General features: G+C 55.7%; 20 protein-coding genes. 8 read left to right on the top strand and 12 right to left on the bottom strand.

Annotated features, from left to right (window positions below; genetic code table 11):
- The first annotated feature begins 11 nt into the window (after positions 1-11).
- The 5 genes from bufB to ABIE61_RS14835 are packed head-to-tail and all read left to right on the top strand — an operon-like array spanning position 12 to position 3,018.
- Entirely contained in the window at positions 12-908 is an 897-nt protein-coding gene (gene bufB / locus ABIE61_RS14855; protein WP_354410862.1) for an MNIO family bufferin maturase, read from the top strand.
- Positions 901-1,677, top strand: a complete 777-nt coding sequence (locus ABIE61_RS14850) for an HvfC/BufC family peptide modification chaperone (RefSeq protein ID WP_354410859.1) — start codon at positions 901-903, stop codon at positions 1,675-1,677. The genes bufB and ABIE61_RS14850 overlap by 8 nt, the downstream gene beginning before the upstream one ends.
- A complete protein-coding gene (locus ABIE61_RS14845; protein WP_354410856.1) occupies positions 1,670-2,155 on the top strand; it encodes a DoxX family protein in 486 nt (161 codons plus the stop codon). Before ABIE61_RS14850 ends, ABIE61_RS14845 begins: the two co-directional genes overlap by 8 nt.
- Positions 2,156-2,197: 42 nt before the next feature.
- On the top strand, positions 2,198-2,803 hold the full coding sequence (locus ABIE61_RS14840) for an RNA polymerase factor sigma-70 (RefSeq protein ID WP_354410854.1): 606 nt from the start codon (positions 2,198-2,200) through the stop codon (positions 2,801-2,803).
- Entirely contained in the window at positions 2,803-3,018 is a 216-nt protein-coding gene (locus ABIE61_RS14835; RefSeq protein WP_354410852.1) for a zf-HC2 domain-containing protein, read from the top strand. The genes ABIE61_RS14840 and ABIE61_RS14835 overlap by 1 nt, the downstream gene beginning before the upstream one ends.
- Here ABIE61_RS14835 and ABIE61_RS14830 read toward each other — a convergent pair.
- The 12 genes from ABIE61_RS14830 to ABIE61_RS14775 all read right to left on the bottom strand — a co-directional run bounded on the left by ABIE61_RS14830 (position 3,010) and on the right by ABIE61_RS14775 (position 14,158).
- Positions 3,010-3,576 (bottom strand): TetR/AcrR family transcriptional regulator, encoded by a 567-nt coding sequence (locus ABIE61_RS14830; RefSeq protein WP_354410849.1) that lies wholly within the window; start codon positions 3,574-3,576, stop codon positions 3,010-3,012. The genes ABIE61_RS14835 and ABIE61_RS14830 overlap by 9 nt on opposite strands.
- A 46-nt stretch (positions 3,577-3,622) precedes the next feature.
- On the bottom strand, positions 3,623-4,162 hold the full coding sequence (locus ABIE61_RS14825; RefSeq protein ID WP_354410847.1) for a carboxymuconolactone decarboxylase family protein: 540 nt from the start codon (positions 4,160-4,162) through the stop codon (positions 3,623-3,625).
- A gap of 144 nt (positions 4,163-4,306) precedes the next feature.
- A complete protein-coding gene (locus ABIE61_RS14820; RefSeq protein ID WP_354410844.1) occupies positions 4,307-5,227 on the bottom strand; it encodes a CysB family HTH-type transcriptional regulator in 921 nt (306 codons plus the stop codon).
- A 12-nt stretch (positions 5,228-5,239) separates the two neighbouring features.
- Positions 5,240-6,325, bottom strand: a complete 1,086-nt coding sequence (locus ABIE61_RS14815; RefSeq protein ID WP_354410842.1) for a sulfate/molybdate ABC transporter ATP-binding protein — start codon at positions 6,323-6,325, stop codon at positions 5,240-5,242.
- Positions 6,326-6,337: 12 nt separating this feature from the next.
- Complete coding sequence (gene cysW, locus ABIE61_RS14810; protein ID WP_354410839.1) at positions 6,338-7,231, bottom strand: sulfate ABC transporter permease subunit CysW; 894 nt, start codon at positions 7,229-7,231, stop codon at positions 6,338-6,340.
- Positions 7,231-8,070 carry a sulfate ABC transporter permease subunit CysT gene (gene cysT, locus ABIE61_RS14805; RefSeq protein ID WP_354410837.1) on the bottom strand — a complete coding sequence of 280 codons (840 nt, stop codon included), beginning with the start codon at positions 8,068-8,070 and terminating at the stop codon, positions 7,231-7,233. The genes cysW and cysT overlap by 1 nt, the downstream gene beginning before the upstream one ends.
- A complete protein-coding gene (locus ABIE61_RS14800; protein WP_354410835.1) occupies positions 8,070-9,086 on the bottom strand; it encodes a sulfate ABC transporter substrate-binding protein in 1,017 nt (338 codons plus the stop codon). Before ABIE61_RS14800 ends, cysT begins: the two co-directional genes overlap by 1 nt.
- Positions 9,087-9,187: 101 nt before the next feature.
- Positions 9,188-10,069: a hypothetical protein gene (locus ABIE61_RS14795; RefSeq protein ID WP_354410833.1), complete on the bottom strand. Its 882-nt coding sequence runs from the start codon at positions 10,067-10,069 to the stop codon at positions 9,188-9,190.
- A 277-nt stretch (positions 10,070-10,346) separates the two neighbouring features.
- Positions 10,347-11,000 (bottom strand): methionine ABC transporter permease, encoded by a 654-nt coding sequence (locus ABIE61_RS14790; protein WP_354410831.1) that lies wholly within the window; start codon positions 10,998-11,000, stop codon positions 10,347-10,349.
- Positions 10,981-11,889, bottom strand: a complete 909-nt coding sequence (locus ABIE61_RS14785) for a methionine ABC transporter ATP-binding protein (protein WP_354410830.1) — start codon at positions 11,887-11,889, stop codon at positions 10,981-10,983. The genes ABIE61_RS14790 and ABIE61_RS14785 overlap by 20 nt, the downstream gene beginning before the upstream one ends.
- Positions 11,886-12,758, bottom strand: coding sequence for a MetQ/NlpA family ABC transporter substrate-binding protein (locus ABIE61_RS14780; RefSeq protein ID WP_354410827.1), 873 nt, complete (start codon positions 12,756-12,758; stop codon positions 11,886-11,888). The genes ABIE61_RS14785 and ABIE61_RS14780 overlap by 4 nt, the downstream gene beginning before the upstream one ends.
- A 38-nt stretch (positions 12,759-12,796) precedes the next feature.
- Positions 12,797-14,158 (bottom strand): LLM class flavin-dependent oxidoreductase, encoded by a 1,362-nt coding sequence (locus ABIE61_RS14775; protein WP_354410824.1) that lies wholly within the window; start codon positions 14,156-14,158, stop codon positions 12,797-12,799.
- Between the two features lie 205 nt (positions 14,159-14,363).
- Between ABIE61_RS14775 and ssuD the strand changes: the two genes are divergently transcribed.
- The 3 genes from ssuD (at position 14,364) to ABIE61_RS14760 (ending at position 17,121) form a co-directional block, all read left to right on the top strand.
- Positions 14,364-15,533, top strand: coding sequence for an FMNH2-dependent alkanesulfonate monooxygenase (ssuD, locus tag ABIE61_RS14770; RefSeq protein ID WP_354410822.1), 1,170 nt, complete (start codon positions 14,364-14,366; stop codon positions 15,531-15,533).
- Entirely contained in the window at positions 15,530-16,390 is an 861-nt protein-coding gene (locus ABIE61_RS14765; RefSeq protein WP_354410819.1) for an amidohydrolase family protein, read from the top strand. Before ssuD ends, ABIE61_RS14765 begins: the two co-directional genes overlap by 4 nt.
- Positions 16,391-16,482: 92 nt before the next feature.
- Positions 16,483-17,121, top strand: a complete 639-nt coding sequence (locus ABIE61_RS14760) for a peroxiredoxin (protein WP_354410817.1) — start codon at positions 16,483-16,485, stop codon at positions 17,119-17,121.
- The last annotated feature ends 262 nt before the right edge of the window (positions 17,122-17,383 follow it).

Genomic DNA, 17,383 nt, shown 5'->3' with positions numbered 1-17,383 from the left:
AGGAGGCCGCCGTGTCAGACCTGAACCATGCAAACCCTGCCTCGGCAATGGGCAGACATATGCCCTGTCGAGCAGGCATCGGGCTCAAGCCCGAACATTTCGACATGATTCTCGAAACCTTGCCGGACATCGGCTTTTTCGAAGTCCATGCCGAGAACTACATGGTCGACGGCGGTCCCTTCCATTTCTACCTTGAGCGCATTTGCAGTCACTACCCCTTGTCGATTCACGGCGTTGGCCTCTCGATTGGTGCAGCCGCCCCTGTCGATGAGCAGCACCTGAGTCGTCTCAGACACTTGCTGGACCGTTACCAGCCCGCACTTTTTTCAGAACACCTTGCATGGTCAACGCACCAGGGACACTTTCTGAATGACCTGTTGCCCGTACCCTACACCCAGAAAACGCTGCGCCACGTCTGTGAGCAGATTGACCACATTCAGAACCGGCTCGGGCGGCGCATGCTGCTTGAAAACCCGGCGACCTATCTTGAGTTCGAACAGTCGGACATGTCGGAAGCGGAATTCATCACCGAAGTGGTTCGTGAAACCGGCTGTGGTCTGCTTTTGGATGTGAACAACGTGCATGTTGCCTGTACCAATCACAACCGCAATGCTCTCGATTACATCCGGGCATTGCCGCTTGAGGCAGTCGGCGAAATCCATCTGGCTGGCTTTGCCATCGACAGTGACAGCGATGGCGCCCCCTTGTTGATTGACAGCCACGATGCAGACGTTGCGCCTCAGGTCTGGTCACTGTATGCCGATACACTGGCTCTTACCGGCCCGCGCCCCACGCTACTGGAACGCGATGGCAACATCCCTTCTCTGCACACATTATGGGCAGAAGCAGCCCAGGCTGAGCAACTTCTACTCCGTCATCAGGCAAAGGGAGCGCACCGTCATGCATGAATCCTTTCATGATGCCTTGCTGGATGCAGACTCGGCGTTGCCCTCAGGACTGACAAGCTGGAACCAGACAGGCTGCGAACGGCGTTTTGCGGTGTATCGCAATAATGTCGTGACCTCGCTCATTGATGTGCTGGCTGGTACCTTTCCGGTGGTGCAGCAACTGGTCGGCGAAGCCTTTTTCCGCGCCATGGGGCGTGAGTTTGTTACGTTGAACCCACCGACAACTCCTATCATGGCGCTCTACGGTGAGCACCTTGCCGATTTTATTGAGGCTTTTCCGCCCGCCGCCTCTGTCCCCTACCTGGCGGATATGGCACAGCTTGAATACGCCATCCAGACAAGTCGTCACAGCGCCAACTGTGAGCCCATCTCAGCCGACAGACTGGCAGGCCTGGTTGTAGACGAGGAGGCACTCACACATACCGGGGTCAAATTGGCACCCGCAGTTCAGGTGTTGAGTTCAAATTTTGCCATTGCCTCACTCTGGCATGCGCACCAGAGCAGTTCAGGCGCCGATTTAAGCCAGATCAGGCTTGATCAACCCGAAATCCTCATGCTGTCACGGCCTGCATTGGAGGTGGAGCTGCATATCATTGATGCCGGAGCGGCCGAGTTCATCCGTAACTTGAATCAGGCGACACCGCTGGCGCAAGCCGCAGAAACGGCTCAGCCCTTTGACCCGGTTGCTGTACTGCAGCTGTTGATTCAGCAACAGGTAATTACAGACCTGGTCTCTTTCTCATTCAGCAAGGAATCCGAGTATGAATAGCCTGATTGATGTTTACAGCCGGCTGCTGAAACTGTTCGAGTGCATTCCGCATTCTTTCATTGCATTGCTGGGCCGCTTTTCCATTGCCGCCGTATTCTGGCAGTCCGGTCAGACCAAAATAGAAGGCCTGGCTATCAATATCGTCAGTGGCGAATTCAGTCTGGGTTGGCCCCGACTGGCAGGTTCAACGATATTTCTGTTTCGTGAAGAGTATCAGCTCCCGCTGATTGCGCCGGAGATCGCCGCCGTCATGGCCGCAACGGCAGAGCACCTGTTTCCGATACTGATACTTCTGGGCTTTGCGACTCGTCTCTCGGCCCTGTCACTGTTGATCATGACCGCCGTGATACAGCTGATGGTGTATCCGGGCGCGTACGCGACCCATGGTGTATGGGCAGTGGTGTTGCTGTATTTGATGGTATACGGTGCAGGAAATCTCTCTGTGGACCACTTGGTAAAATTGAAGACGAAAGCTTGAGCCCTGTAAACACACTGATCGAAAACCTGTCCGGATGACCCCATGACTCAGCCAGAACCGACTGAACAGAGCCTGACTGACCCGGTCTTTTTGACCGAACTGCGACTGCAGATGAACAAATTTGCCACCCTGCAGCTGCAGGATCAGAGCCTTGCCGAGGATGCGGTACAGGAAGCCCTGTTGGCGGCGCTGAAAAGCGCACACGCCTTCAACCGCCGCTCAGCTCTGAAAACCTGGGTGTTTGCCATTCTCAAGAACAAGATCAGCGACCTGCTGCGCAAGAATCAACGCTATGTCAGTACCGACAAACTGAAAGACGGTGAGGAGACATCGGATGATGCTTTGTACGATACACTGTTCAACCAGAGAGGTTTCTGGCACCCACATGAACGGCCCGCAAAATGGAATCAGCCTGATGCCGACATGGAAAACAGCCACTTCTGGCAGGTGTTTGATGCCTGCTTGAACGGCATGCCGGACAAGTATGGACGCCTGTTCATGATGCGCGAATTTCTGGAGCTGACAACTGATGAAATTTGCAGTAATGAGATGATCAGCGTTAACAGCCTCAATGTGACGCTTTACCGTGCTCGTCTCAGGCTGCGTGAATGCCTTGAGAACCGCTGGTTCCAGAAGGAGGCCCTATGATGATGAACTGCAAACAGGCGACCGAACTGATGTCACAGCAGATGGAGCGCCCGTTAACACTCAGGGAGCGGATGTCGCTCAGGTTCCACACGATGATGTGTTCCGGCTGCAGTAATTTTGATGACCAGATGCACGACCTGCGCCAGATAACGCGGGTTTATGCAAAAGGCAGAGACAAAACGAAGGACGAAGAAACCGGGCGTGGTTCAGAATAACGCGTCGATCATCGCACGGATCGCAGCAGGGTCACCACCGCAGGCACGATAGCTGCGCAGCCCCATCATCTTGATCTGCAGCTCTTTCGCCAGGGCATCAACATCTGTGTCAGGCCCAAGCTCATGATCCACCACCGCCTCCTGCAGCAGGCGAGCGAACAGTCGTTCGGTCTGCTTCAGCAGACGCTCGGCCTGCGCAGCAAGTTCCGGCTGGCTATCGGCCAGCTCAACCAGTGTGCGAACCAGCAGGCACATGGGGGCCTGCCGCTCACTCGAACCGCACAGCCCCTGATAGAAAAAGTCACGAAACGCAGCCGTCACGGACCCCGTCTGCTCACGGGCAGCCAGCAACCGGGACTCTGTAGCATCGGCATAGAAGTCGAGTGCCTGACTGTAAAGCCCGGCCTTACTGCCAAACGCACTGTACAGGCTGCCCGGATTCAGGCGTACCTGCTGCTGCAGGTCTCGGGTCGATGTACCGGCGAACCCCTTTTCCCAGAACAGCAGCATGGCGCGCTGAACAACCTCATCCGGCTTGAATTTGATGGTATTGGCCATGGAGTTCCATCGTGACAGTCAAAAAGGCCATTATACCCCAGAACCCTCAGGCAAAATCTGCAAACCGCTCATCCAGGGGCGTGTCGGCCAAGTGGTTGATGTAGTTACTCATTGTCTTTTGCGCCAGCCCCAACACGATTTCCAGCAACTGACGAGTACCATACCCTGCCGCGAAGAAACGCTGTTTATCCTCTTCCGACAACACCCCGCGATTGCGCATCAATGCCAGTGTCGTGTCATGCAGCACTTGCAGCTTTTCCGTTGGCATCGGCTTGCCATTGCGCAGCGCATCGGTCAGCGCATCGTCAACCTTCATCATGCTGGCAATGGCTGCATGCGCGGGTACACAGTAATGACAGTTATTTTCGACATTAATGGTTTGCCAAATAACCGTCAGCTCCTGCGCATCAAAATCAGACTGTTGGAAAAGCTTATGCAGCAACTGGTACGCCTCAAGCGTGGCCGGTGATTCAGCCATCACACCGTGCAGATTGGGAATCACACCGAAGCCCTTGATGGAATTTTCAAGCAGCGGCTGACTGTCGGCAGGTGCCGACTCGATATCATGAATTTTGAATTGGCTCATTACATGCTCCTGCATATCAGTTAAGACGGATTCAATATTTGAGCGATCGCTCAAATTTGTTATCCAAACTAGATGATCTGCCTGGCGCTGTCAAACCTGTTGCCGTCAGAAATGCCTTTACCAAAGGTTAAAGATCAGTAACCGTTAGTGCTCTACTATTCTTTTCAGGTCATCTTTACACAAAGAAGGGCAGCAAAGCCGGATAAACTGGAAAACATAGTCCCGCAAAACCCGTCCTCGCTTCAGTGCAAGATGAGTCACATTCTCTTCAAAAAGATGTGATGCATTGACGACTTCCAGTGCCTCATCCCGATCCATATCAAAGGCCATCGGTGCAATGATGCCAATCCCCAACCCGAGTTCCACGTAGGATTTGATCACATCCGCATCCAGTGCAGACATGACAATATCAGGCACTATACCAACCTCACTGAAGGCTTTTTCGATCTTTGAACGACCGGTAAATCCCTCATGGTAAGTGATGATCGGATACTGGCTGATTTGCGCAAGACCAGGTGATTGAGTCTGGCCCAGAGGATGCCCCTTGGGAACCACTACGGCATGGCGCCAGCTGTAAAACGGGAAGGCTGCAAACTCGGCAACACCCTCAAGGCCCTCCGTGGCAATCCCCACATCGACCTCACCGCGCCTGAGCAGTTGCACAATTTCTTCCGGGCTGGACTGATAGAGCTTCAGATGTACACCCGGGTAGAGTTTGCGAAACTCGGAAATGATGGATGGCAGAGAATAGCGAGCCTGAGTATGGGTCGTGGCGATGGCCAGTTCACCTACCCCTTGTGAGGTATAGTTATCCGCGATGGATTTCAGGTTAGCGGTTTCCTGCAGGATTCTTTCGACTGCCTTGACCAGTTCCTTGCCCGGCTCGGTCAGACCCAGAAGCCGCTTACCCTTGCGGATATAAAGATCAACGCCCAGCTCCTCTTCCAAATCCTTGATATGCTTGGATACGCCGGACTGGGACGTAAACAGCGCGTTGGATACGTCCGTCAGATTGAAATTGTGGCGTACCGTTTCCCGAACAATGCGCAGTTGCTGAAAGTTCATCCGTTTACCTCATCAGGCCCGCGGGCCGTTATCATTGCGCTCAAATAACCTGAGAGCAGAGGGTTTCAGTCTTACCAGTTGGCCGCGCTGCAGATTCAATGCAGACACCTGCTCACTGCTGATTTCCACTTCAAAGTGCTGACCCGTTGCACCATTAACGCCATCCAGCTCAACCCGAGAGCTGAGTCCAAAGGAAAGTACGCGGTTAACACGGGCGGAAACCCCCTCTTTCACCGCCGGATCGGTGATGATCTCCAGTTCATGTGGCCGGGCAAAGGCAAAGACTTCCGAGCCATGACCAAAATCCGGCGTACTGTGGGGCACCGATTCGCCGCCCACGCTCAGACCATCTTCTTCCACACGTCCATGGAAGAGGTTCACAGAACCGAGAAAACCGTACACAAAAGGCGTTGCCGGATGGCGATAGACTTCTTCCGGTGAACCGACCTGTTCTACCCGTCCCTGGTTCATCAGTACGACTTTATCTGCCACTTCCAGCGCTTCTTCCTGATCATGAGTCACGAAGATAGAGGTGATATGCAGCTCATCGTGCAGTTGCCGCAGCCAGCGGCGCAACTCCTTGCGCACCTTGGCATCCAGCGCACCGAAGGGCTCATCCAGTAACAGCACCCGTGGCTCCACGGCCAGCGCTCGTGCCAGTGCAATACGTTGGCGCTGACCACCGGACAGCTGGGAAGGAAAACGATCTGCCAGCCAGTCCAGCTGAACCAGATTCAGCAACTGGTGCACTTTATCGCGGATCTGTGCTTCAGAGGGACGCTGCTTGCGCGGTTTCATCCGCATGCCAAAAGCGACGTTATCGAACACGGTCATATGCTTGAACAGAGCGTAATGCTGAAACACAAAACCAACCTGGCGTTCACGCACATGGGTGTCCGATGCATCTTCACCCTCCAGCAGAACCTGTCCGGCATCGGACTGTTCCAGACCGGCGATGATCCGCAACAGGGTTGTTTTGCCACAGCCGGACGGCCCCAGCAGGGCGACCAGCTCACCACTGGGGAAATCAAGATCGATGTTGTCCAGCGCGGTAAAGTCGCCGAACTGTTTATGAATGCCTCTGACCTGAATGCTCATGGATCTTTATCCTCAATGACCGCTTGTTGCCACCTGGGCACGGTGTTCAACCCAGGTTTTAATCGCCAGCGTAACCAGTGCCAGCAGTGCCAGCAGGGAGGCCACAGCAAATGCGGCAGCAAAATTGTATTCGTTGTATAGAATCTCGACGTGCAGCGGCATGGTGTTGGTCAGGCCACGAATATGACCGGAGACCACCGATACCGCACCGAACTCACCCATGGCACGGGCATTACACAGAATCACGCCGTAAATCAGTCCCCACTTCACGTTGGGCAGGGTCACATACCAGAAGGTCTGCCAGCCGTTGGCACCGAGTACAATGGCGGCCTCCTCTTCCTCTTTGCCCTGCGCCTGCATCAGCGGAATCAGCTCACGCGCTACAAAGGGGAAGGTGACAAACACGGTCGCCAGCACAATCCCCGGGATGGCGAAGATGATCTTCAGATCCCAGGCCTGCAGCAGCCCGCCGAACCAGCCGTTGACACCAAATACCAGCACGTACATCAGGCCCACGATCACGGGCGAAACTGAAAACGGCAGGTCAATAAAGGTGATCAGCAACTGTTTGCCCCTGAATTCAAACTTGGCGATCGCCCAAGCGGCTGATACACCAAAAATCAGATTCAGTGGCACGGAAATAAACGCCGCAATAAACGTCAGCTTGATGGCCGAAAGTGCATCCGGGTCAATCAGTGCCTGCCAGTAGACATCCACCCCTTTGCGCAGGGCTTCCACAAACACCGCGATCAAAGGCATCAACAGAAAACAGGCGAAGAAGCTGAGCGATAGCCCCAATACCAGCCGCTTCACCCAGACAGGCTCACGAGTGGCACGGTTGCTTTCAAACTTGGTCTGCCGAGACGCTCCGGCAGTCGATACAGTCGATACGGCAATAGTGCTCATTAACGGTCCCTCCCGGTGCGCCTGGCAGTCCATGCCTGCAAGCCATTGATCGCCAGCAGCATGATGAAGGAGAAGATCAGCATCACCACAGCAATGGCGGTTGCACCGGTGTAGTCATACTGTTCCAGTTTGGTGATGATCATCAGCGGCGTGATCTCCGATACCATCGGAATATTGCCCGCAATGAAGATGACCGAACCGTATTCGCCTACCGCTCGGGCAAAAGCCAGTGCAAAGCCGGTCAGCAACGCAGGCAGCAGGATCGGCAATACCACATGGCGAAAGGTTTGCCAGCGATTGGCCCCCAGACTCGCTGCCGCCTCTTCCAGCTCGGTTTCCAGATCCTCAAGAATCGGTTGAACCGTGCGCACCACAAAGGGCAGGCCTATAAAGACCAGCGCAATCAGGACACCCAATGGCGCAAACGCCACCTTGATCCCCAGCTCACCCTCGATGAACTGCCCCAGCCAGCCGTTCTTGGCGTAGAGCGCCGTCAGCGCGATCCCCGCGACCGCTGTCGGCAGTGCAAACGGCAGATCCACCAGCGCATCAACGATTTTCTTGCCGGGAAAGGTGTAACGCACCAGCGCCCAGGCCAACATCAAGCCAAACACCATGTTAATGATGGCGGCAAGCAAAGATGCGCCGAATGAGAGCTTGTAGGACGCCACCACCCGGTCTGCCGTTACCACTGCCCAGAACTCGGCCAGACTGAACTCACTGGCTTTGACAAACACCGCCGCCAGCGGAATCAACACGATGATCGAGAGGTACAGCAGCGTGTAGCCCAGCGCCAGATTGAAGCCCGGCAGCACGCTGAATGATTTGGCGCGTAACATCAGCGGTTCACCATGATCTGATCGAACAGGGCACCATCAGCAAAATGCTGCTGCTTTACCTTGCTCCAGCCACCCAGAAAGGTCTCAACGGAAAAGGTGCGGATCTCCGGGTACTGGTCAGCGTACTGTGCCAGTACATCCTTATCACGCGGGCGGAAGTAGTGCTGGGCAATAATGGTTTGCCCTTCCTGGCTGTAGAGGAAGTTGAGATACTCACGCGCCAGCGCATCGGTACCACGCTTTTGGGTGATGCGCTCAATCACTGCCACCGGAGCCGCCGCATCCACCGACAGGGACGGGTAGACAATATCGAACTTGTCCTTGCCCAGCTCGCCGGCGATCAGAATGGCTTCGTTCTCAAAGGTAACCAGAACATCGCCCACATCCCGCTGGGTAAAGGTCGTGGTTGCACCACGGCCGCCGCCATCCAGTACCGGCACATTGGCAAAGAGCTTGGTGACAAAATCTTTGGCCTGCTCTTCACTGCCGCTCTTGTCCAGCGCATAGCCCCATGCCGCAACGTAGGTATAGCGTCCGTTGCCCGAGGTTTTCGGGTTGGGCACAATCACCTGCAGCCCTTCACGGGTCAGATCATCCCAGTCCTGAATGTTGTGCGGGTTGCCCTTGCGCACCAGAAACACGGTGGTCGTGGTATAGGGCGTTGCCTGATGAGGAAAGTGATCACGCCAGTCATCCGCCACAATATCCCGCTCTGCCAGCATATCGATATCCGGCGACTGGTTCATGGTAATGACATCCGCCTCCAGACCGGAGGCCACCGCCAGCGCCTGCTTGCTGGAACCGCCGTGGGACTGGTTGATGGTGACATCCAACCCTTTTTCCCTGGCATAACGGGTGAATGCCGGATTGATATCCTTGTACAGCTCACGCGATACATCGTAGGACACGTTCAGCAGTGTGGTGTTTTCAGCCAGAGCATAAGGTGCTGAATGAATTGTTGCGGCCAGCGCCAGCGCGGCAGCAATGCGGGCTTTCTTTCTGAAGATTACAAACATGGTGTTACTCCCAGGAATTCTATGCTGGAGAGTCTATAGCGCCAGCATATTCCATATAAATATTAAAAAATGGATTGCTTATTACCAAATAAGAAAAGCAGTCAGAGCATCCAGTCCGTAAGCGGAGTGTCACGGGCCTGCAAAGGCAGCTGCCCCACGCGGCGAGCCGCTACCGGATCACCCTTGGAAAGCGCCATCAGAACAGGTCCCTCAACCAGTTCGTAGCCCTGTGAAATGGCCGCATTCAACGTTTGCGAATCGGCTACATCCGTCAGCAATGTCTGCAGTCCCAGGCGTCGAGCCTGATCATTCCAGCGCACGAAATGGCTGAAATCGCTTTGCTGTTCCCGTGTGCCATTCAGGGCGATGTAACCAATCCCAAGGCGCACTGCATGCAGCAGCCATTCACTGTCAGGCCGCTCAAGCTCAAGCAGAAGCCGATAGCCTCTGGCACGAAAGTTTTCGATCGCTTGGCCAAAGCTATCCTGGTCGGCAGTTGTCGGCGGGGTCAGACGCAGAATGATCTGCTCAGGAGACAGGCCCAGGCTTTTCAGCAAGCCTTCAAATACCAATCCGTGCCCGCTCGGCACCGAAGTCAGATGGCGGGAGTGAACATCGAGAATCAGTTGATCCTGCGGCAAACCATCGGCTGCCTGATTGACATGGTGTAGTGAGTGCAACGTTCGCAGCAATCGATCCAGAAAGATGATATCGGCACTGTTCCAGGCCTGTAGATAGAGTAGCTGCTGCGGAAGGGTGTTACCGGACTTGTTGCGGATCAACAACCGGCTGTCTTTGGCAATGAGTGCCGGGTTTTTAACTTTGAATACCAGTGACTGGACGGGTGTAACAGACAAACCGTTGATGTTGGCCGTGACGATCTGATCACGGTATTCAATACGGCTATTGCCCGCCAGAATGGCGTCAGGGTGGAGCGCCTGCAGGCGCTGATTGAGGTGTTCGACGAGATAGGTCAGTGGCATCGTTGTAATTCCTTGTGCAAGACTGAATCGGACCGGACGACAATGGGGTGCAACATCGCATTCGACAGATTTCCATGGGCTTGCTCCTGATAGTTGTCATACAGATGCTCAGAGTATCGGCACCATGACCCGGGCCAAACCATGAATATCTGCATAGATTTTCGATACGAGGAATAACAGTGTGGTGACATCAACATTAGTCGCCACAGCGGCTAACTCTGGAATGAAAAAGGCGGCCAGCAGGCCGCCTCGGGAGTGGAACTGATCGGATATGTGATCAACGGTAGCGCAAATAATGTGCGTAACGGTCACCGATAAACTGGATGACACAGACAAGCACAATCAACACCGCAATCACGGCCAGCATCACGGCGGTGTCGTAACGCTGGTAGCCGTAACGAATGGCCAAATCTCCCAGTCCACCGGCACCGATGGCGCCGGCCATGGCGGATGCGTTGATCATGGCAACCAGTGTGATGGTGAAGCCGCCAATGATGCCGGGCATCGCCTCGGGCAACAGCACGTTGAAAATGATGTGACGACGCTTGCACCCCATGGCCTGGGCCGCCTCGACCACGCCCGCCCCCACTTCACGCAGACTCACCTCTGCAATACGGGCAAAGAACGGCGTGGCACTGATGGTGATCGGCACGATGGCCGCCCAAACGCCAATCGTGGTGCCGGTCAACAGGCGGGTCAGCGGGATCAGTGCCACCAGCAGGATTATAAACGGCGTGGCGCGAAAGCCGTTGACCAATGCCCCCAGCACGGCATTGGCCCTGGGGGCGGCAAAGATACCGCCCTTGCCACTGGTGACCAGAAACAACCCCAACGCCAGGCCGGCAAACCAGACAATCACCGCCGAAGCACCCACCATCCAGACCGTATCCAGGAAGGCTTGCCACAGGGCTTCAAGCATACGCTGGCTCATGACCAAACACCTCCGCACGCTGAATCATTCGTTTGATAGGCGCCAGCAAGGCACGGGTGGCCTGATGCCGTGGCTGCCGAAACACCTGTGCCACATCCCCCTGCTCGACGACCTCCCCCTCGTGCATGACGGCCACCCGGTCGCAGATTTCGCTGATCACCGCCATCTCATGGGTAATCAGAATCACGGTTATACCCAGTTTCTGGCGAATATCATCCAACAGTTCAAGAATCGCATGGGTGGTTTCCGGGTCCAGTGCAGAAGTCGCTTCGTCACACAACAGTATCTCCGGCTTGGTCATCAAGGCCCGCGCAATGGCAACACGCTGCTTTTGCCCGCCCGACAACCGCGAGGGGTAGACATTTTCCTTGTCCTCAAGCCCCACCAGTTGCAGCAGGTTACGCGCACGGCTCAGAATAACCCCCGCATCCCGTTCCCCCGCTGCCTTCATCGGCAGCGCCAGATTTTGCAATACGGTTTTGGAGTTGAGCAGATTGAAGTGCTGAAAGATCATGCCGATTCGGCGGCGCTGTTCAGCCAGTGCATCACGCGACAGCACACCGATATCGGTACCATCAATCAAAACCTGTCCTTCGGTTACATCTTCAAGCCGGTTAAGGGTGCGAATCAGGCTGGATTTACCCGCCCCGCTGCGGCCAATGATGCCGAAGATTTCGCCGCGCTGAATGTTCAGGTCAATATTGCGCAGCGCTTCCACACGCTGACGACCACTGGTATAGACCTTGCCAACTCCCCGAACCTCAACATGCACATTCGGTAACGGACTTTGCCTGGATGGCGCAGTCTGCACGCGCGGCTGACGGGCTTCAGTCAAAGCCAGCAGCTCAGCCGCTTCGGTAAAGGACTCAAAACCTACTCGCTGGTTCATTCAGGCACCTCCAGCGGCGGGAAATCTTCCCAGGCCAGCTTGTAGAGTGTCGGATTGCCAAAGGCATCCTTCAGCGATTGTTTGACTTCAGGCGCATCCTGATACAGGCGGATGAACTGGCGCACATAGGGATTCTCGACCTTGTCGGGATGCACCACAAAACGCAGTGCAAAGGCATGGGTCTGATCCCGGTCGAACAGCAGCGCAGCCGCTGGATCCATCACGCCGGAGGCCTTGATGTAGTGGGGGTAACTGACGATTGCAGTCAGGTCATCGATCGCGCGGGGCAGCTGCGGCCCGCCCAATTCGACGAACTCAAGCTTGTGAGGGTTCTCCAGTATGTCATGCACGTTGGCCTTGAAGCCGATACCATCGGGAAGCTTGATCAAGCCTGCCTGCTGCAGCAGCTGCAACCCACGCCCCTGATTGACCGGATCATCAGCGACCCCGATCCGATCACCGGTTTTGATCTGATCAAATGCCGTGATTTTTTTCGAATAGACTCCGATCAGCCCTTCAACACCATAGGCCAATGGCACCAGATCAAAATCACGCGCTGCTTCGGCGGCGTTCAGAAACGGCTCGTGCTGAAAATAGTTGATGTCGATATCACCGTTGACCACCGCCGTGTTCGGCAATACCCAGTCAGTAAACTCGACGACCTTGACATCCAGCCCCTGTTTTTTGGCAAGATCGGCCGCAGTATAGACGGAGTCCACAATCAAACCGTTGGATACCACCCCGATACTGACATCAGCGGCCTGAGCCACCACAGGATCAATCACGATCGCCAGTCCGGCTGCCAGAATGGCACGATGCAGACGACTACGTGATACGGGAGCAGCGGTGCGATTTTTCTCAATATTCATTATCATTTCTCTTCAAAAGGGATTATCGGCAGGGTTATCTAGCGAGCGTGGCGCAGTCGGGCACCGGGGTGGCGGCCCGGCAGCCAGGGCTCTGCAGCAAACAGTTTTTCTCTGATCGTGCCCTCGGCGTAGTGTGTTTTGTAACGCCCCCGGTTTTGCAGCTCGGGCACCACATAGGTGGCGAAATCTTCATAACTTTCCGGTGTCACGATGCGGGCCAGATTGAAGCCATCAATACCGGTCTCATCCACCAGCGACTCCAGCGCGTCGGCAATCTGCACAGGATCGCCCACCAGCGTGGGATAGCGCCCACCCAGCGCATGCTGCTCCAGCAGTTGACGCCGCGTAATGCGGGACTCCTTGAAGCGGCGGGTCACTGAATCGATCGCCTGAGTGTCGGCATAACCAATCGGCTCATCCAGCTCATAACGCGCCAGATCAATACCCGTGGTACTGGAATAGTGCGCCAGCCCCGCTTCCGGTGAGGCATAGCGCAGGTACTCCTGGTGCTTGCTTTTGGCTTCCGCCTCGGTAGCCGCCACCACCACGTTCACCCCGACATAGAGGCGAATATCATCAGGCTGCCGACCGGCATCAACCGCCGCCTGGCGCAAACGATTCACCTGCTCGCGGGTCTTGTCAGGCGTGCCACCACTGATGAACGAGCACTCCGCGTGCCGCCCGGCAAATGCGATCCCCTTGTCGGACGTCCCCGCCTGAAACAGCAGCGGCGTGCGCTGGGGCGATGGCTCACACAGGTGGTAGCCTTCTGAACGGTAGAACTCACCCGCATGCCGGATCTTGTGAACCTTGCTCGGATCGGCATAGATCCGCCGCTCCCTGTCCTTGACGACACTGCCCGGCTCCCAGCTGCCCTCCCACAACTTGTACATCAGCTGCAGATATTCTTCGGCCTGATCGTATCGACGGTCATGGGGTACCTGATTGTCCAGCCCGATCGCCTTGGCTGCGCTTTCCAGATAGCCCGTGACGATATTCCAGCCGACACGGCCACCGGTAAGATGATCAAGCGTCGAGAATCGACGAGCCAGCAGGTAGGGCGGCTCGTAGGTCAGGTTGGCCGTTACACCAAAGCCCAGATGCTGGGTGACTGCGGCCATGGCCGAGATGATGATCGCCGGATCATTCACCGGCAACTGAACGCTCTCCTTAAGCGTAAGATCGACACCCTGCTGATAGACATCATATACGCCGGTAATATCGGCAATAAAAATCGCGTCAAACAGCCCCTTTTCGAGTGTCCTGGCCAAATCGGTCCAATAACCCAGCGTATTGAACTCGGTGGAGCGATCACGCGGATGAGTCCAGAGGCCATGGTTAATATGCCCAATGCAGTTCATATTAAATGCATTGACTGAAATCTGTTTTTTTACCGGCATTTAAGTCAGTATCCCTTTCGGTTAACTTTGAACGCAAACTATCAATTTAAACCGCCCTGGATAACCAAGAAAAAACGCGGTTCTTATTGGTTTTTCAGATATCTTGTTTTATGGAAAGCATTGCTTAATCCATTATTTGTGCCGACTGCGCCTTGGGCTTCATGCTTGTGCTCACGATCCGAACACTGACTGGAGCCTGTTTATCATGAGCCTCGAAATATTCTGGTTTTTACCTACTTCCGGCGACACCCGCTATCTCGGCAACACCAATACCGGCCGACCGGCAACCAACACCTACCTGCGACAGATCGCCACCACCGCAGAAGACCTGGGATACGATGGCCTGCTGATTCCTACCGGCGCCAGCTGCCTGGACCCCTGGGTTGTGGCCTCATCACTGGTGCCGGTTACCCACAAGATCAAACTGCTGGTGGCACTGCGCACCTCCATCTCGGGGCCGACGGCTTCCGCACGACAGGCCGCCACGCTGGATCAGGCCCTGGGCGGTCGTCTGCTGTTGAACGTCGTCCCCGGTGGCGATGCCGCCGAACTGGCCGCTGAAGGCGTGTATCTGGACCACGACGAGCGCTACGCCTCGGCGGATGAGTTCCTCACGGTCTGGCGCCGTGTCCTGCAGGGTGAAACCGTGGACCTGGATGGCCAGTTCCACAAGATCAAAGGGGCTCAGAACTTCTTCCCACCGGTACAAAAGCCCTATCCTCCGCTCTATTTCGGCGGTTCTTCAGACGCCGCCCATGAACTGGCCGGCAAGCATGTTGATGCCTACCTGACCTGGGGTGAGCCGCCTGCCGCAGTAGCTGAAAAGATTGCCGATGTTAAACAAAAGGCAGCCAAACATGGCCGCGAAGTGAAGTTTGGTGTACGTCTGCATGTCATCGTGCGCGAAACCCGTGAAGAAGCCTGGGCTGCTGCCAATCGACTGATCGAAAACCTGGATGACGAAACCATCCAGAAGGCACAGGAAAACTTTGCCCGCATGGATTCGGTTGGTCAGCGCCGCATGGCCGAGCTGCATGGCGGCGATCGCGACAAGCTGGAGATCAGCCCCGATCTTTGGGCGGGTGTGGGCCTGGTGCGAGGCGGTGCCGGTACTGCGCTGGTCGGCGACCCTGAAACCGTTGCCGCACGCCTGAAGGAGTATCAGGATCTGGGCGTGGATACCTTCGTGCTGTCAGGCTATCCGCATCTGGAAGAGTCGATCCGTTTTGCCGAACTGGTGTTCCCGCTGCTGGAAGGTAAATCCAAAACCACTACAGACGGCGTCTTTACCGGCGGAGCCTTTGATGTACGCGCCACCCACGGTGCTCAGGGGCGTTCGGCAGAAGACAAGGCCCGTGACGAGGCTGCCGCATGAGCCACCAGGGTAACGTGATCGACATGCGCTGTCGCCCGGCCTATCTGCACGACTTTTTTGGTGCCACGCCGGGCACTGACGCATTTGAAACGGCACGCTGGCTGAACCGTCGCGTCGGTACCCGGGGCGATGACCAGCATTTCACCCGTTCGCTGACCGATGAAGGTTTTCTGGCCGAAGTGCGCGAGGCAGGACTGAGCAAGGCGGTCGTAGTCGGTCGCCACACCCCGAGCCAGCACCTGCCCAACGACCGTATTCATCAGATTGTTGCGCCGCACTCGGAGCTGGTCGGCATAGGCGCCGTGGATCCGGCCCTGCAGGGAGTGGATGGCGCCATTGCCGAGATTGATCGGGCAATCAGGGAGTTGGGACTGAGCGCCATCAACCTGGAGCCGGGCTTTGCAGAACCGTCCCGCCACCCGGATGATGCACTCTACTTCCCGATCTACGAGCACTGTGCTGCCCTGGGTGTACCGGTCTCATTGATGAGCGGCCCCACCACACCGGATCCGCGCTTCAATGATCCCAGCAGACTGGCGCGGGTGGCGCAGGCGTTCCCGAGCCTGCCACTGATCGCCTATCACGGCTATTGGCCCAATGTGGCTCAGGCGATCGGCATCGCCTTCCGATATGAGAATGTCCATCTGGTACCCGACATGTACCTGTTCCAGCCGGGCAGTCAGCTTTATATCGAGGCCGCCAACAGCTTTTTGTCGGATCAACTGCTGTTTGGATCGTCCTATACCTTCAGGCCCATCAGGCAGAGCATTGAGGATTTTCTCTCCTTCGGCTTGCCTGACGCCGTGAATGAGAAGGTGTTGTACACAAATGCCAAGCGGGTACTGAATATCCAATAAGATACTGAAAAGCTTAGCGTTTTTTCTTGGTTATCCATGGCGATATTTTCATTGAATATAGAGTCACAACATCGAATTCAGGAGATGACATTATGAGTATCAAACTGGGCGATATCGCGCCCGATTTTGAACAGGCCTCCAGTCAGGGCACCATCCGCTTTCATGACTGGATCGGTGACTCCTGGGCGGTACTCTTTTCCCACCCGGCGGATTTTACCCCGGTCTGCACCACGGAGCTGGGGCTGACCGCCAAGCTTAAGGAAGAGTTCAGCAAGCGCAATGTAAAGGCAATCGCCCTGTCTGTTGACCCGGTCGACTCTCATCTGAAATGGATCGAGGATATTAACGACACTCAGAATACCGAGGTCAATTTCCCGATCATTGCCGATGCGGATCGCAAGGTATCGGATCTATACGATCTGATCCACCCCAACGCCAATGACACTCTGACCGTACGCTCGCTGTTCGTCATTGATCCGCAGAAAAAGGTGCGTCTGATCATTACCTACCCCGCCAGCACCGGACGCAATTTTGATGAAATCCTGCGTGTGATCGACTCCCTACAACTGACTGACCAGCACAAGGTGGCCACACCGGGCAACTGGAAACAGGGGGATGACGTGGTCATCGTTCCTTCACTGCAGGATGAAGAAGAGATTCGTCAGCGCTTTCCGGGCGGTTACAAAGCTGTACGCCCCTACCTGCGCCTGACGGCCCAACCCAACGCCTAATCCGATTGTCTGCTCTCTCGTTGCGGGTCTTTTCCGGTGTTCGACTTGTTCAGGGTCAACACCGTTTTTTTTTGGACAGATCACTATGACCATACAGATTCCCACCTCTCATGATGAGGCCCTGGCAAGCGCACGACTGCTTGCTGCACAATTTTCAAAACAGGCATCCGAGCGCGACCTGCAGCGCCGGTTACCGACAGACGAAGTACAACAGTTTTCCCACTCAGGCCTGTGGGCCATTACTCTGCCGGAATCCGCCGGC

Source organism: Marinobacterium sp. MBR-111 (assembly GCF_040547585.1).
GTDB lineage: Bacteria > Pseudomonadota > Gammaproteobacteria > Pseudomonadales > Balneatricaceae > Marinobacterium > Marinobacterium iners.
The sequence above is the reverse complement of the archived record's forward strand: the minus strand, read 5'-3'. Positions and strand labels throughout refer to the sequence as shown.